A 14,484-nucleotide genomic window follows, 5' to 3' on the forward strand; every position below is an offset into this window, starting at 1 on the left:
TAAGCACCCCTGTCCTTTGCTGGTGCCAGCAGAGGACAGGGACGCAATGATCACTTCCACTATAAGCGCGATGCGATCGCTGGCCGCGGGCGTCCTATTGGCGGCTGTGCCGTGTAACGCCGGGCAAGCGGTCGACACCCCTCGCCCCGCGACGCCGGGTCCGGTGACGCTCGAAACCGCGGCACGCGAAGCGGTTGCCTGGCATCCGTCGCTGACCGAGGCGGCGGGCGCGCTGGCGGCACGCGGCGAGGAGGTGAAGGCGGCACGCGCGGGCTATCTCCCCACCGTCAGCGCCGGGATCGGCAGCGGGTTTGACAGTCGCGTATCGGGCACCCTGCGGCCGCGACCCCAGTTGGGCGCGTCGCAGATGCTGTTCGATTTCGGCAAGGTGTCGAGCGAGATCGCGGGCGCGCGCGCCGGGACGCGGGTCGGGCGTGCCGAAATGCTGCTCGCGGTCGACACGCTGATCCGTGACACCGCCTATGCCGTGATCGAATATCAGCGCGCGTCGGCACAGCGGATCATCGCGGCCGAACAGGCGGAACGGATCCGCGAGATCAGCGAGCTCGTCGGCAAGCGCACCGCCTTTGGTGCCGCGACGCGATCGGATGCGCTGCAGGCGCAGGCGCGGGTCGAGGCGGCGATGGCGAGCCTCGCGACGGTCGAGGCGGCGGAGCGCCGCTGGGCGAGCAATCTGGCCTTCCTGCTCGGTCGCGACGCCCCGCCTGCCGCGGTGTCCGCCGACGTCCCGGACTGGCTGATGCGGAGCTGTTCGGGCCCGGTGCCCGCCTGGGAAACGGTGCCGCTGGTCATGGCCGCCGAGGCGCAGGCAGACCGCGCCGCCGCCGCGCTGCGCCGCAGCCGCGCGGACCGATATCCGACGCTGTCGATCGGCGGCGACGCCTCGACCGACGTGACCGCGCCGCTCGGCAATCGCAGCATCTATAATGTCGGCCTGCGCGTCTCGAGCAACATCTTCGCGGGCGGCGTCACGCGCGCGCGTGCGCGCGGCGCGGCCTATGAATTGGAGGCGGCGCAGGCGGCCACGCGCCGGGTCCGCAACGAGAGCAGCCAGCGGCTGGCCGAGGCCCGCCAGCAGATCGACAGCCTGTCGCAGGTCGTCGCCACGCTGCAATCGCGCCAGACCAACATGCGCGAGACCGGGCGGCTGTACCGGATCCAGTATCTCGAAATGGGCACGCGCACGCTCGTCGATCTGCTCAACGCCGAACAGGAATTCCAGCAGGTCCGGTTCGAGGCGGTGAACGTCGCCCAGACCCTGCGCAGCCTCCAGGTGGATTGCCTGTATCTGTCGGGCCGGATGCGCGACGCATTCGCGCTGTCCGGCGCGACGGTGCGCGGGGTGACGCTGTGACCGCCGATCGGGTGCCGATCGCGGTGGCGGCGGGCGGACCGGGCGCCGGCATCGACGCGTGGCTCGACCTGCTTGGCCGCGTTGCCCGCCACTATCGCCTGCCGCTGTCCGAACAGCGTGCGCGGCTCGCGGCCCATTGGGAGCTGGGCGACGACGACGAGGCGCGCATCCGCACGCTCGCGCGCGCGACCGGGCTCGGCGTGCAGTTCGTCCCCGCCGCGGGGATGCGGCTGACGAGCTGGCTGCTGCCGCTGATCGTCCGGCTGCGCGACGGCGAGATCGCGCTGATCGAGGGGATCGACGCGGAGGGCCAGGCCCGACTGATCGTGCCGGGCGACCGGGGCGGAGCGACGCATCTGCCGATCGACCAGCTGACCGCCGGCGCAACCGGCTATGTCATTCCCCGGCCGTCGCGCTCGGCGCCCGACACGCGGATCGACGCCTATATCCGGCCATTCCAAGATCACTGGCTGCGCGACATATTGATGGCCGACGCGCCGTCCTACGGCCATGTCATGGTCGCGTCGGTCGTGACCAACTGCCTGGGGCTCGCAGGCGTCCTGTTCTCGATGCAGGTCTATGACCGCGTCGTACCGGCGGGCTCGATCCCGACGCTGACGATCCTGTTCGTCGGGGTGCTGATCGCGATCGGCTTCGATTTCGTGCTGCGACGCTCCGCACGAACATCGTCGATGTGCTTGGAAAGCGGGCCGATCTGCGCATCTCGGACCGGGTCTTCGGGCACGCGCTGCGGGTCCGCAACCGCGCGCGCCCCACCTCGACCGGGACGTTCATCTCGCAGCTGCGCGACCTCGACCAGGTGCGCGACATGCTGACCTCGACGACCGTCGCGACGGTCGCGGACATGCCCTTCTTCCTGCTGTTCCTCGGCGTGCTCTGGTATGTCGGCGGCGCGCTGGCGCTGGTGCCGCTCGCCGCGCTGGTCCTGTTGCTGCTGCCGGGGCTGCTCGCGCAACGCCGGCTGCGGATGTACGCGACCGAATCGATGCGCGAATCCTCGCTGCGCAACGCGATGCTGGTCGAATCGGTACAGGGTATCGAGGACATCAAGGCGCTGCAGGCGGAGGACCGGTTCCACCATCAGTGGAACCACTATACCGCGGTCGCGGGCGAGGCGCAGCTCAGGCTGCGCGGGCTGACCAACGGCCTGTCGGTGTGGACCCAGAGCGTCCAGAGCGGCGTCTATGCCGCGATCATCTTCGTCGGCGCCCCGCTCGTGATCGCGGGCGACATCACCACCGGCGTGCTGGTCGCCACCTCGATCCTCGGCTCGCGGATGATGGCGCCGATGGCCCAGGTCACACAGCTGCTCAGCCGGTTCCAGCATGCCAAGGTGGCGATGGGCAGCCTCAACCAGATCATGGCGCTGCCCGTCGACACCGCCGACGCGGATCACCGCATCCCGCTGCCCGTCGTCCAGGGCGACTTCGCGCTGCGGTCCGCGGTCTTCACCTATGCCGACCCCAACGCCCCCCCTGCACTGACGGTCCAGACGCTCGACATCGCGGCGGGCGAGCGGATCGCGTTGCTGGGGCGCAACGGCGCGGGCAAGTCGACCTTACTCCAGGGCCTGTCGGGGATGCTCCAGCCGGTGTCGGGCGAGGTGCTGCTCGATGGTCTCGCGCTGCATCAGGTCGATCCCGCCGATGTCCGCCGCGACATCGGCCTGCTGACCCAGACCTCGCGGCTGTTCCACGGGACGCTGCGGGAAAACCTGACGCTCGGCGCGCCGATGGCGTCGGACCGGGAGATTAGCGAGATGCTCGCGATGGTCGGCGCGGACGGGATGGTCCGGCGGTTGCGCGACGGTCTGGGCCATGTCGTGCAGGAGGGGGGCAGAGGCCTGTCGGGTGGGCAGATCCAGGGGCTGCTGCTCGCGCGGCTGCTGCTTCGCCAGCCGAGCGTCGCGCTGCTCGACGAGCCGACCGCGGCGATGGACGAGGGCACCGAGCGACACTTCATCGCGCGGCTCGGGGCGTGGAGCCGGACGCGTACGCTGATCGTCGCGACGCACCGGATACGGATGCTCGAGATCGTCGACCGGATCATCGTGATCGACAACGGCACCATCGTCCTTGACGGGCCCAAGGACCAGATCCTCGCGCAGATGCGCGGGACGCGGAGTGCGGCGGCATGAGCGCGCGGGCGATCGACGACGACCACCTCTTCGGCGGCGAAGGCAGCGTCCGGCTCGCGACCGCGACGCGGCTCGTCTGGATCCTCGCCGCGCTGTTCGTGGCAGCACTCGGCTGGGCGTGGTTCGCGGCCCTCGACGAGGTGGCGACCGGCGAAGCGCGCGTCGTGCCGACCAGCCGCGAACAGGTGATCCAGTCGCTCGAGGGGGGGATCCTGACCAAGCTTCCGGTACGCCAGGACGATATCGTCACCCCGGGGCAGCTGCTCGCACAGCTCGATCCGACCCAGGCGGGGTCGACCGTCGACGAGACCGCCGCCAAATATCGCGCCGCGCTGGCGAGCGTCGCGCGGCTTCAGGCGGAGGCGAACGGCACGCCGCTGGCGTTCGCCGCCGAACTCGACCGCTATCCCGAGCTCAAGGCCGCCGAGACGCGGCTCCACGATACCCGGCGACGCAGCCTGCAATCGTCGATCCAGCTGATCGACCAGAGCCTGGCGCTGATCGGACGCGAGGTCCGGATCGGCGAGTCGCTGATCGCGGTCGGCGCGGCGAGCAATGTCGAGGTGTTGCGGCTGCAACGCCAGCGGGCCGAGCTCGAGCTCAAAAAGGCCGATCTGCGATCGCAATATATGGTCGAGGCGCGGCAGGATCTGGCGAAGGTCACCGAACAGGTCGACTCGCTCGCGCCGGTCGTACGCGGACGGTCGGACACGCTCTCGCGCCTCACGCTGCGCTCGCCGGTCCGCGGGGTCGTCAAGAACATCGAGGTGTCAACGATCGGCGGCGTCGTCCCCCCCAATGGCAAGCTGATGGAGATCGTCCCGCTTGACGACCGGCTGCTGATCGAGGCGCGGATCCAGCCGCGCGACATCGCCTTCATCCGTCCCGGCCAGGCAGCCAGCGTCAAGGTGACCGCCTATGACTATTCGATCTATGGCGGCCTGACGGGCAGCGTGGTCAGCATCTCGCCCGACACGATCCGCGACGAGGTGAAGCCCGACATCCTCTATTACCGCGTGTTCGTGCGGACCAAGGCGGATTCGCTGACGAACAAGGCCGGCGCGAAGTTCGCGATCACCCCCGGCATGGTCGCGACGGTCGATATCCATACCGGCAGCAAGACCGTGCTCCAGTATCTCGTCAAACCCCTCAACCGGGCGCGGGAGGCGCTGCGCGAACGATGACCGATGTCGCACGCCGCAACCTGCGCGCACCCGGCGCCGGCGCCTCGAGACCGATCGCACCCGCCTTGCTCGCCCGCGCGCGCCAGGCCCGCCAGCTGCGCGCGACGATGAGCGCATTCCTGCCACAGGACCTGCTGGTCGATCCGGCCTGGGACATGATGATCGACCTGTTCATTGCGGCCGCCACCGGCGAGACGCTCTGCGTGAAAGATCTGACCCTGATGTCGGGGGGCAGTGCGGCGGGGACGATGCGGCGAATCGATCGGCTGCAACAGGCCGAGCTGCTGCGCCGCCATGTCGATCCCGCGGATCACCGGCGCGTGCATGTCAGCCTGACCGATACCGGCCACAGGGCGATGGCGGCAATGCTCGACCATCTGTTCGATCGCGGCGCCGGGGATCCGGCCCCGGCGGTGGCGCCGAAATCCTTCGCACCGGGCAAGCTGCGCGGCTGACGGGCGCGGTGTCAGCCGGCCGCTGCGGTGCCGGGGAAGCGGACGACGATCGTCGTGCCGCGGTCCGCTGCGCCGAACCCGACGGTCGCGTTCAACCGCGCGACGGCGGAGCGGACGATCGCGAGCCCGAGCCCGCTGCCCTCCGGGCTGCCCGGCGCGCCGAGACGGACGAAGCGATCGAACGCCACCTCGCGCTGGCTGTCGGCGATACCCGGGCCGTCGTCGATCACCGCGATCGCGGTCTCCCCGCGCGACGTCTGGAGGCTGACCGTGACCGTCCCGCCGTGGCAGTTATAGCGGATGCCGTTGTCGACGAGGTTCGACAGGATTTCGAAGATCAACGTCCGGTGGCCAGGTACCTGGTAAGTTTCGACCGGATCTGTCTCGAGCGTGAGGTCGATCCCCGCCTCGATCGCCTGGTTGATCTGGCGGGTGATGACCGCGGCGGCCACCTCGCGCAGGTCGACGGTTTCGAGCGGGGCGGACACCCCTGCCTCTTCCGCCCGCGCGAGTGCCAGCAACTGGGTGACGAGCCGTTCGAGCCGCGTCACGGCGTCGGCGATTTCGTCGAGCGCCTCGTGCCGTTCGGCGCCCGAACCGCGCCGCGCGAGCGCCACCTGAACCTTGAGGACCGAGAGCGGCGTGCGCATCTGGTGCGATGCGTCGGCGGTGAAGCGCCGCACACCGACCGTCGCGGTATCGAGCTGCGCGAGCAATCGGTCGAACGCGCCGGCGAGCGGGCGGAGCTCGCGCGGCAGCGGCCCCGTGTCGAGCGGCGAGAAGTCGGGCCGCGCCCGCTTGTCGCGCGCCTCGATCGCGCCGCGCAGCCGGGCCAGCGGGCGCAGGCTCCACCCCAGCGCCGGGCGGAGCAGCAGCGCGGCACCGCCGACCAGGACGCACTCGCCGATGAGCAGCGCGATCATCAGACGACGGGTCAGGGCTGACCGATTGTCGATCGTCTCGGCGATCTGCACGATCACCGGCCGGTTGATCCGCGGCAGGTCGCGACGGACCTCGGCGATGCGGATCCGCTGACCGCGATAACGCGCAAAGCGGTAGGCCGGCACATCGACCGCGAGCGCGGCGGGATCGGGTGCGGGCAGATCGGCATAGCCGGTGAGCAGGTCCCCGCCGACCGCGATGCGGTAATAGACATTGTCGCGTTCGGCATTCTCGAGCATCCCGAACGCGGCGGCGGGCAGGTCGAGCGTGACCTCGCCACGCTCGACCTGCACGGTCTCCGCGATTGCGCCGAGCGCGCCGCCGAGCACGCGATCGCTGGTGCGCCGGACGACATCGGTGATCAGCGTCGCGCCGACCACGCCGATCAGGATTGCCGCCGCGAGCAGCGGGCCGAGCACCGCCACCAGCAGGCGCGTCCGCAGCGCGGGGGCACGCGCCTCAGCCGGCATCGAGCATATAGCCGACGCCGCGCACGGTGCGGATACCTGGTCCGTCGGGGGCAAGCTTGGTCCGCAACCGCGTGACATGGACCTCGATCGCGTTGCCGCCGACGGGCTCATCGAACCCGAACACCTCGCCGATCAGCAGCTCGCGCGGCACGACGCGGCCCGCGCGCATCGCCAGCGCCTCGAGCACCGCGCGTTCGCGACGGCGTAGATCAAGCACCCGGCCGGCGATATCGGCATCGCCCGTCGAGCGGTTCATCGTCAAACTCCCCACGCTCAGCACCGGGAGCGGGTCGCCGCCGCGCCGCCGCCCCAGCGCGCGGACCCGCGCCTCGAGCTCCTCGGGGTCGAACGGCTTGCGCAGATAGTCGTCGGCGCCGAGATCGAGCCCGCGCACGCGGTCGTCCAGCGCATCGCGTGCGGTCAGCATCAGCACGGGCACGCGCTCGCCGCGTCGCCGCAGCGTTTCGAGCACCGCGAAACCGTCGATCCCGGGCAGCCCGACATCGAGGATGACCAGCGCATAGGGCTCGCCCGCGACGATGCCGAGCGCCTCCTCGCCGGTCGCGACATGATCGACCGCATTGCCGCCCGCCCGCAGCAATGCCGCGATGCTGCGCGCGAGGGCGGCGTCGTCCTCGATCAGCAGAATGCGCAAATCGGCTTACCTCGTTGATTCAAAAGGGCGTGAAAGGTTGGTGACAGCTTCGATTCGTATTCCACCGCTACTGCCTATCCGAACACAGAGACGGAAGGCGAGGAGAGGTGACGATGGCACGAATGGTTCTCACGATCGGATTGCTGGCCACGCTGACCGGGTTCGCGGCGACCGCGGTATCGGCGCAGCGTCCGGCGGGCTATCCCCGATCCTATGACACGCTGATCGAAAGCGCACGCGCCGAACGGCAGGTCCGGATCTACGGCAATGCCGATCGCGCCGAGCTGCTGCCGGTGGTCGCCGCGTTTCGCAAACGCTATCCCGGCATCACCGTCCTCTACGCCGATCTCGGATCGACCGAAATGTATCGCCGCTTCGTCGCCGAGACGCGCGCGCGGCGCCTGTCCGCCGATCTGGTCTGGTCGTCGGCGATGGATCTGCAGGTCAAGCTGATCAACGACGGTTTCGCGCAAAGCTATGCCAGTCCCGAAAAGCCCGCGCTGCCCGCCGTCTCGGTCTGGAAGAACATGGGCTTCGGCGTCACCGCCGAGCCGATCGGGATCGTCTACAACAAGCGGCTGCTGCCGCCGGCGCGCGTGCCGCGGACGCATGCCGAGCTGGAGGCGCTGCTGCGGACGCAGCGCACCGCGCTGACCGGGCGCGTGACGACCTTCGATCCGTCACGCTCGAATGTCGGCTATCTCTATCTGTCGGAGGATATGGCGATCACGCGCGACACGCGGTCGTTGCTGGAGGCGATCGCGGCGACGAAGCCGGTCCTGTCGCGGACCAGCGAGCCGATGCTGCGCGGCGTCGCCGAGGGCCGGCAGGCGATCGCCTACAACGTCATCGGCTCCTATGCGCTCGAGCGCGCGAGCACCGATCCGCGGATCGGCGTCGCGTTTCTCAAGGACTATACGATCGTCACGTCGCGGATCGCGTTCATCGCGCGCGAAGCCGCGCACCCGGCGACCGCCAAGCTGTTCCTCGACTTCCTGCTGTCGCGCGAGGGCCAGTCGCTGCTCGCAAAGCGCAGCCTCTGGCCGGTCCGCACCGACGTGCCCGCGCGCCGCCTTCCCGCTGCGCAGGCCCGACCGATCCGGGTCGGACCGCAGCTTCTCGTCACGCTCGATCATCTCAAGCGCCAGCGCTTCCTACGCGACTGGACCGCCCTTCTTGCCAACGGAGCCTCTTCCCGATGACCCCATTTCGTACCGGCTGCGCTCTCGTCGCGCTGATCATCGCGACACCCGCGCTCGCCCAGACCGGGGCACCGGCGCCCAGCGATGCCGACCTCGCCGCACTGGTCCGCGCGCAGGCGGCCGAGATCGCCACGCTAAAGTCGCGGCTCGACCGGCTCGAGACCAATGCGGTCGTCGCACAGGCGGCTGCGCCCGCGGCCCCCGTCCAGCCGACCGGCGCCACACCGCAGCCGCAGCTCGCGCAGACCGGCGAGCCCCGGCGGACCGTGCCGTTCGCGCCGCAGCTCGCGCCTCCCGGCCCCGCCGACCGCAGCGTGGCACAGGCCGTGGCGGCACGCGACAATCCATCGGGCCTGACGACCGAATGGGGTGCCGGCCTGCCGGTCTTCCACTCGGCGGACGGCGTCTATACCTTCAAGCCGCGCGGCCGGATCCTGACGGATGTGAGCTCGAGCTTCGGATCGAAATATGACGGCCGCAACATCACGACGACGGGGATGCGCGCGCTGCGTCTCGGTCTCGAAGGCGGCGTCGGCACGCATTTCTTCTATCAGTTCGAAAGCGACTTTTCCGAAAACGAGGTCGACGTCGTCACCGCGTTCGTCGGCTGGCGCAACCGTATCACGCCCGGTCTCGATTACGACGTGCGCGCAGGCCATCTGTTCAACGACCGCAGCTTCGAGGGATCGACCGGGTCGGACTCGACCCCGTTCCTCGAGCGCACGACGGTCGCCACGGCGATCATCCCGCAGCGCGGCTTTTACGGCATCGGCGTGATGCCGCGGATCTTCTGGAAGACCGGCCACGCGTCGGTGACCGTCACCGGCGACCGGATCGACGGCACGCAGACGGTCGGCGACAGCCGCACCGTGCTCGGGCGCGCGCACTGGAATCCGATCAAGTCCGACACCGGCGTGCTTCATGTCGGGCTCTGGGGGTTCGACGAATCGCTGTCGTCCGTCGCGGGTACGCTGACCCGCAACACGGTGATCGGCGGACGCTTCAACGGCGCGTTGCGCGTGTCGAGCGGACCGCTGACGGGCGGGACCGGGACGACCGGCTACGGCGTCGAGCTTGGGGGCTATCGCGGGCCCTTGTGGGTGATGGGCGAAGCCGGCCAGCGCAATGCGCGGCTCGACGCCGGCCGCCCCGACTTCGTCAGCAAGGCGTGGAGCGTGTCGGGTGGTCTCTTCCTCACCGGCGACCTGCCGCCCTATAACCCGCGGCTCGGCAGCTTCGGCCAGCCCAAGGTGCTCAAACCCACCTTCGATGGCGGCGTCGGCGCGATCGAGCTGACCGCGCGGTACGAGAGCCTCGATTACAGCGACCTGCTGACCGGCGGCGACGGCTGGGCGGCGACGGTCGGGGTGAACTGGTATCTCAACAGCTTCACCCGGTTCCAGGTCAACGCGATCCAGTGGAACACCGACAATCGTGCGGGCGACTATGTCGGCAACGACAGCGGCCAGACGGTCAGCGCGCGCGTCGGTGTGACGTTCTGATGCGGCGCGCCGTCTCCGGCATCTACCGCTCCGTCATCCTGACGAAAGTCAGGATCCAAAGCCAGACAGGATGGCGCTCCGTAACCCTGGATCCTGACGTTCGTCAGGATGACGGGGGTTTTGCCCCCACCCCCCTTTTTCACGCCCTTTCCTAGGACGATGCGATGAACCTTGCCCTGCTTGGCTTCCTGATGGTCGCCACGTTCATGACGTTGATCATGACCAAGAAGATGACACCGCTGGTCGCGCTGATCGTGATCCCCTCGATCTTCGGCGTCTTCGCCGGCGAGGCCGCGGGTCTCGGCCCGATGATGATCGACGGGATCAAGAACCTCGCGCCGACCGGTGTGATGCTGCTGTTCGCGATCCTGTTCTTCTCGACGATGACCGATACCGGCCTGTTCGATCCGCTGGTCGGACGGCTGATCCGGATGGTGCACGGCGATCCGATGCGGATCCTGATCGGCACGGTCGTGCTGTGCGCGCTCGTCAGTCTCGATGGCGATGGCTCGACCACCTACATCATCACGATCGCCGCGCTGCTGCCGCTGTACAAGCGCTATGACATGAACCGGCTGTATCTCGTCTGCTTGCTGATGACGACGAGCGGGATCATGAACCTGACGCCGTGGGGCGGGCCGACCGCACGCGCGGCAAGCGCGCTGAAGCTCGACCCCGCGACGCTGTTCCTGCCGCTCATCCCCGGCATGATCGCAGGGCTCGCCTTCCTCGTCGGGCTGGCGGTGTATTTCGGCCGCAAGGAGCGTGCGCGCATGGGCGAAGCGGGCATCACCGCGACCGACACGTTCACCGGCATGGCGGTGTCGCAATATCCCGAAGCGCGCCGGCCCAAGCTGATCTGGTTCAACGCCGCCCTCGTCGTCACGCTGCTGACGCTGCTGGTCTGGGGCATCCTGCCGCTGTCGGTGCTGATGATGCTCGCCTTCGCGATCGCGATGATCGTCAACTACCCCGGCGTCGCCGACCAGAAGGAGCGGATCTCCGCGCATGCCGGCAACGTGCTCGCGGTGGTGTCGCTGATCTTCGCGGCGGGCATCTTCACCGGGATCCTCGGCGGCACCGGGATGGTCGAGGCGATGAGCAAGGCGGTGGTCGGCGTGATCCCGCCGGCGATGGGCCCCTATATGGCGCCGATCACCGCCGCGCTCAGCCTGCCCTTCACCTTCTTCATCTCGAACGACGCCTTCTACTTCGGGATGCTGCCGATCCTCGCCGAAGCGGGCGCGCATTACGGCGTCGCACCCGAGGCGATCGCGCGCGCGTCGCTGATGGGCCAGCCGGTCCATCTGCTCAGCCCGCTGGTGCCATCGACCTATCTGCTCGTCAGCCTGGTCGGGATCGATCTGGCGGATCATCAGCGGTTCACGCTGGTACCGGCCATCCTGGTCTGCGCGGTGATGACGGTGGTGGGCATGATCGCGCTCGCCTTCCCGTTCGTCGCCTGACCGGTCCGGCCGCCCGATGATGCCTCCCGCCATCCGCCCCCTGCTTCCCGCCACCGGAGACACCGCATGACCCGTTCACCGATCCCGCTCGTGCTGCTGCCTGCCATGGGGTGTGACGGGCGGCTCTGGGCACGGCAAATCATGGATCTTGCCGCGCTCGCCGAGCCCGAGTTTCATGACCTTTCGCAGGACGACACGCTGTCGGCGATGGCCGCGCGCGTGCTGGCCAAGGCGCCGCCGCGCTTCGCGGTCTCGGGGGTAAGCCTGGGGGGTTATGTGGCGATGGAGATGGTGCGGCAGGCGCCCGACCGGGTCCTGCGGGTCGCGCTGTTCGGCACGCGCGCGTCGATGACGATGCGTCCGCGGACGGTCGACGGCCAGGGGCTGCTCGCGACCGCGCCGCATGCCGATCCGCGACTGACCGCGATCGTGGCGGGACCGGTGCAGGCAATGGCGGACCGGGTCGGCAAGCCGGTCTTCGAACGCCAGCAACGCGCGCTGCTCGAACGGCCCGATATCAGCGATGCGATCGCCGCGATCCACGTGCCGACGCTCGTCGCGGTGGGCGATCGCGACCGGATCTGTACGCCCGACGATGCACGTGCGCTGGCCACGCTGATCGAGGGCGCGCGGTTCCACGAGCTGCGGGGCTGTGGTCATCTCGCCCCGCTCGAACGACCGGGTGAGGTCACCGCGCTGCTGCGCAACTGGTTGCGCTGACGCGCGCTGCGGGCGCCCGAACAAAATGCGATCATGTTGATGCAGGTTGATAGGAATGGCGGGACATTCGTGACGCCCGACCGCGTTGATGCTCGCCGATACCGGCTAGGAGAGAGCAGACATGGCCGTCAAATTTGCAGGAACGATGAACGCGATCAATCGCGGTCTCGACGCGACGAAGCCCGCCAAGGGCGCCGACATGGTCGAGGATTGGGAAGCCGCACTCGCCGATATCGAGACACCCGGCGCCAAGGGCATTCTTCGTGACCTGGCATCGCTGCGCAAGCAGCTCGAGAAGGACGCGCCGGACGTCGACCGCGTCCATGCGCTGCTGCACCGGCTTGGTGCCGCGACGACCAAGATCGCGGAAAAGGCTGACACGTCGCAGGAAAAGCTGCGCGCGCTCGGCGAGGCGCTGACCGAGGCGGGCGAGGATAGCCCGGACGAGGAAGAGGACGTCGCCGCAGCCGCGAGCCCGAAGCGCGCGCGCAAGAAGGCCTGAGGTTCAGGCGCGGGCCGGCACGTCAGCCGGCCCGCGCCTTTTTCTTATTCCGGCATCACGCCCGCAGCGGTGACACGTAGCGGTGCCACGCGAGATCAGCGCGACCACGCGTAGGGGCCGACCAGCGTCCCGACGAAGCCGCCAGCCATCCGCGTGCTCAGGAACCGGACGTCGACATCAGATGCGAGCGTGCGCGGCGTAGTGCCGGTCGTGTAGCTGAAGCGCATCGTACCCCCCGTGGCGTCGATCGTCAGCGTGACCGGGCCCGCCGGATCGACCGGCGCGCTTGCGACGAGCTGCTCCTTGCCTTCCTGCGTCGTATAGAGAGCCACGACGGGTTTCTCCGCTATCCGGGTCAGCCCGAAGAAGAGATGCGCCTTGTCGCTCTGCATCGCGGCGAGGCCGGCACGATCGCCGGTCTTTGGCGAGAACCGCAGCGTGGTCGAGATCGTCGCGTCGTCATGCTGCTGGCGCCGGCCGACAAAGGCGGGAACGCCCGCAAGATCGCCCATCGGCGCGCCCCGGCCGAGCACGAGCTCTCCACCAGTGAGGCGATAAAACGGTGCCTTGGGGGTGCGGACACCGACCCATTGCATCGCCAGCCGATCGCCATCGAACTCGTCGACATAGGAAAAGGCCCCGGCCGTCGGTACTGGCCCCGGGCGCTGCGAAGGAACTCTGGGCGACGCCGCGACTTCGGGGACGCGCTGCCCCTTGGGCAGGATGATCGGCCAGCCATCCTTCCAGGTCACGGGGAGCAGGAACGTCTCGCGTCCGATATTGTAAAGGTCCCCCGCATAGGGCCGGACCGCGAGGAAGGTCGCCCACCACTCGCCTGTCTGAGTCTGGACCAGTTCGGCATGCCCCGCCGAGGTGATCGGCCGCGACCTCGCGGGGTCGAGATCACGCTGCGTCAGTATGGGGTTGCCGGCATAGGGCTCATAGCGGCCGCGCAATGTCCGCGACCGGAGCACGACCTGAGAATGGTTGACGCTCGTGCCGCCCTCCGCGGCGGTCAGATAATACCAGCCATCCTTGCGGAAGATGTGCGGTCCTTCGATCCAGACCGGCTTCTTCGACAGGTCGACACCGCCATTGACGAGCTGCGTGCTCTCGCCGACCATCTGCCCCTTGCGCCAGTCATATTCCTGGATCCAGATCGCGCGGTGCCCGTCATAGCGTGGGGGTTCGGCGGGGGCGCGGTTGTTGACGATATAAGCCTTGTCGCCTTCCCAGAAGATTGAGGGGTCGATGCCCTCGAACGGCAGCCAGATCGGCGCGGACCAAGGGCCGGCCGGATTGCGCGCGGTGATGACGAAATTGCCTTTGCACTCGACGCAGGTGTTGACGATGTAGAAGACGCCGTCGTGATAGGAGATATCGGGCGCAAACACCGCCTGCGACGTCCGCATGCCGGTAAAGTCGAGCTGATCCGGGCGGTCGATCGCGTTGCCGATCTGAGTCCAGTTCACCAGGTCGCGCGAATGGAAGACCGGCAGTCCGGGGAAATGCGCGAACGACGAATTGACGAGATAATAGTCCTCGCCGACCCGCGTGACCGACGGATCGGGATAATAGCCCGACAGGATCGGGTTGCGATACTGGTTGCGCTGCAATGGTGCCGCGCCGGGCGACCGCCCCTCATAGCTGAACCGGCTGAACCGGGGCGATGCGTCGGACGGCACAGCGGAGGTTTGTGCCGGACCGCCCTGCGCGACGCTGGTGCCGGCGAGCGCGATGAGAGCGAGGGTGAGCATGCGCATGAGGGTGAATCCTTTGTCCGGAGCGGGCGGCGTACAGACTGGTCGTCGGGTCCTTGAGCGGCTGCCGGGACGATCGCGCAGTGGCGACCG

12 protein-coding genes are annotated in these 14,484 nt (G+C 68.7%); 9 read left to right on the top strand and 3 right to left on the bottom strand.

Translation table 11 applies throughout. The features are described 5' to 3' along the window. Positions 1 to 46: 46 nt before the first annotated feature. From FHY04_RS11765 to FHY04_RS11780, 4 genes are all read left to right on the top strand, one after another. The gene (locus tag FHY04_RS11765; protein WP_260171470.1) at positions 47 to 1,375 is read left to right on the top strand and encodes a TolC family protein; all 1,329 of its coding nucleotides are present in this window, start codon (positions 47 to 49) and stop codon (positions 1,373 to 1,375) included. A 694-nt stretch (positions 1,376 to 2,069) separates the two neighbouring features. Next, positions 2,070 to 3,533, top strand: coding sequence for an ATP-binding cassette domain-containing protein (locus FHY04_RS11770; RefSeq protein ID WP_311724633.1), 1,464 nt, complete (start codon positions 2,070 to 2,072; stop codon positions 3,531 to 3,533). Then, positions 3,530 to 4,717, top strand: coding sequence for an HlyD family type I secretion periplasmic adaptor subunit (locus tag FHY04_RS11775; RefSeq protein WP_183936537.1), 1,188 nt, complete (start codon positions 3,530 to 3,532; stop codon positions 4,715 to 4,717). Before FHY04_RS11770 ends, FHY04_RS11775 begins: the two co-directional genes overlap by 4 nt. Then, positions 4,714 to 5,172: a MarR family transcriptional regulator gene (locus FHY04_RS11780; protein WP_183936538.1), complete on the top strand. Its 459-nt coding sequence runs from the start codon at positions 4,714 to 4,716 to the stop codon at positions 5,170 to 5,172. Before FHY04_RS11775 ends, FHY04_RS11780 begins: the two co-directional genes overlap by 4 nt. Before the next feature lie 11 nt (positions 5,173 to 5,183). On the opposite strand, the gene FHY04_RS11785 is transcribed toward FHY04_RS11780, so the two are convergent. Together FHY04_RS11785 and FHY04_RS11790 are read right to left on the bottom strand one after the other, a co-directional pair. Next, positions 5,184 to 6,584, bottom strand: coding sequence for a sensor histidine kinase (locus FHY04_RS11785; protein WP_183936539.1), 1,401 nt, complete (start codon positions 6,582 to 6,584; stop codon positions 5,184 to 5,186). Further along, positions 6,574 to 7,239 carry a response regulator transcription factor gene (locus tag FHY04_RS11790; protein ID WP_260171471.1) on the bottom strand — a complete coding sequence of 222 codons (666 nt, stop codon included), beginning with the start codon at positions 7,237 to 7,239 and terminating at the stop codon, positions 6,574 to 6,576. The genes FHY04_RS11785 and FHY04_RS11790 overlap by 11 nt, the downstream gene beginning before the upstream one ends. Before the next feature lie 113 nt (positions 7,240 to 7,352). Here FHY04_RS11790 and FHY04_RS11795 point away from each other — a divergent pair, with 113 nt between their 5' ends. The 5 genes from FHY04_RS11795 (at position 7,353) to FHY04_RS11815 (ending at position 12,631) form a co-directional block, all read left to right on the top strand. Continuing rightward, entirely contained in the window at positions 7,353 to 8,441 is a 1,089-nt protein-coding gene (locus FHY04_RS11795; RefSeq protein WP_183936540.1) for an ABC transporter substrate-binding protein, read from the top strand. Beyond that, complete coding sequence (locus FHY04_RS11800; protein ID WP_183936541.1) at positions 8,438 to 9,943, top strand: OprO/OprP family phosphate-selective porin; 1,506 nt, start codon at positions 8,438 to 8,440, stop codon at positions 9,941 to 9,943. The genes FHY04_RS11795 and FHY04_RS11800 overlap by 4 nt, the downstream gene beginning before the upstream one ends. A 164-nt stretch (positions 9,944 to 10,107) precedes the next feature. Beyond that, positions 10,108 to 11,409: a CitMHS family transporter gene (locus tag FHY04_RS11805; RefSeq protein WP_056408458.1), complete on the top strand. Its 1,302-nt coding sequence runs from the start codon at positions 10,108 to 10,110 to the stop codon at positions 11,407 to 11,409. Between the two features lie 66 nt (positions 11,410 to 11,475). Beyond that, positions 11,476 to 12,129, top strand: a complete 654-nt coding sequence (locus FHY04_RS11810) for an alpha/beta fold hydrolase (RefSeq protein ID WP_107933834.1) — start codon at positions 11,476 to 11,478, stop codon at positions 12,127 to 12,129. Positions 12,130 to 12,250: 121 nt separating this feature from the next. After that, complete coding sequence (locus tag FHY04_RS11815; RefSeq protein ID WP_260171472.1) at positions 12,251 to 12,631, top strand: hypothetical protein; 381 nt, start codon at positions 12,251 to 12,253, stop codon at positions 12,629 to 12,631. A 95-nt stretch (positions 12,632 to 12,726) separates the two neighbouring features. Here FHY04_RS11815 and FHY04_RS11820 read toward each other — a convergent pair whose 3' ends face one another. Then, positions 12,727 to 14,394, bottom strand: a complete 1,668-nt coding sequence (locus FHY04_RS11820; RefSeq protein WP_183936542.1) for a glycoside hydrolase family 43 protein — start codon at positions 14,392 to 14,394, stop codon at positions 12,727 to 12,729. Positions 14,395 to 14,484 lie beyond the last annotated feature (90 nt).

Origin of the sequence: Sphingomonas sp. BK481, from assembly GCF_014194875.1 — a bacterium.
Lineage (GTDB): Bacteria > Pseudomonadota > Alphaproteobacteria > Sphingomonadales > Sphingomonadaceae > Sphingomonas > Sphingomonas aerolata.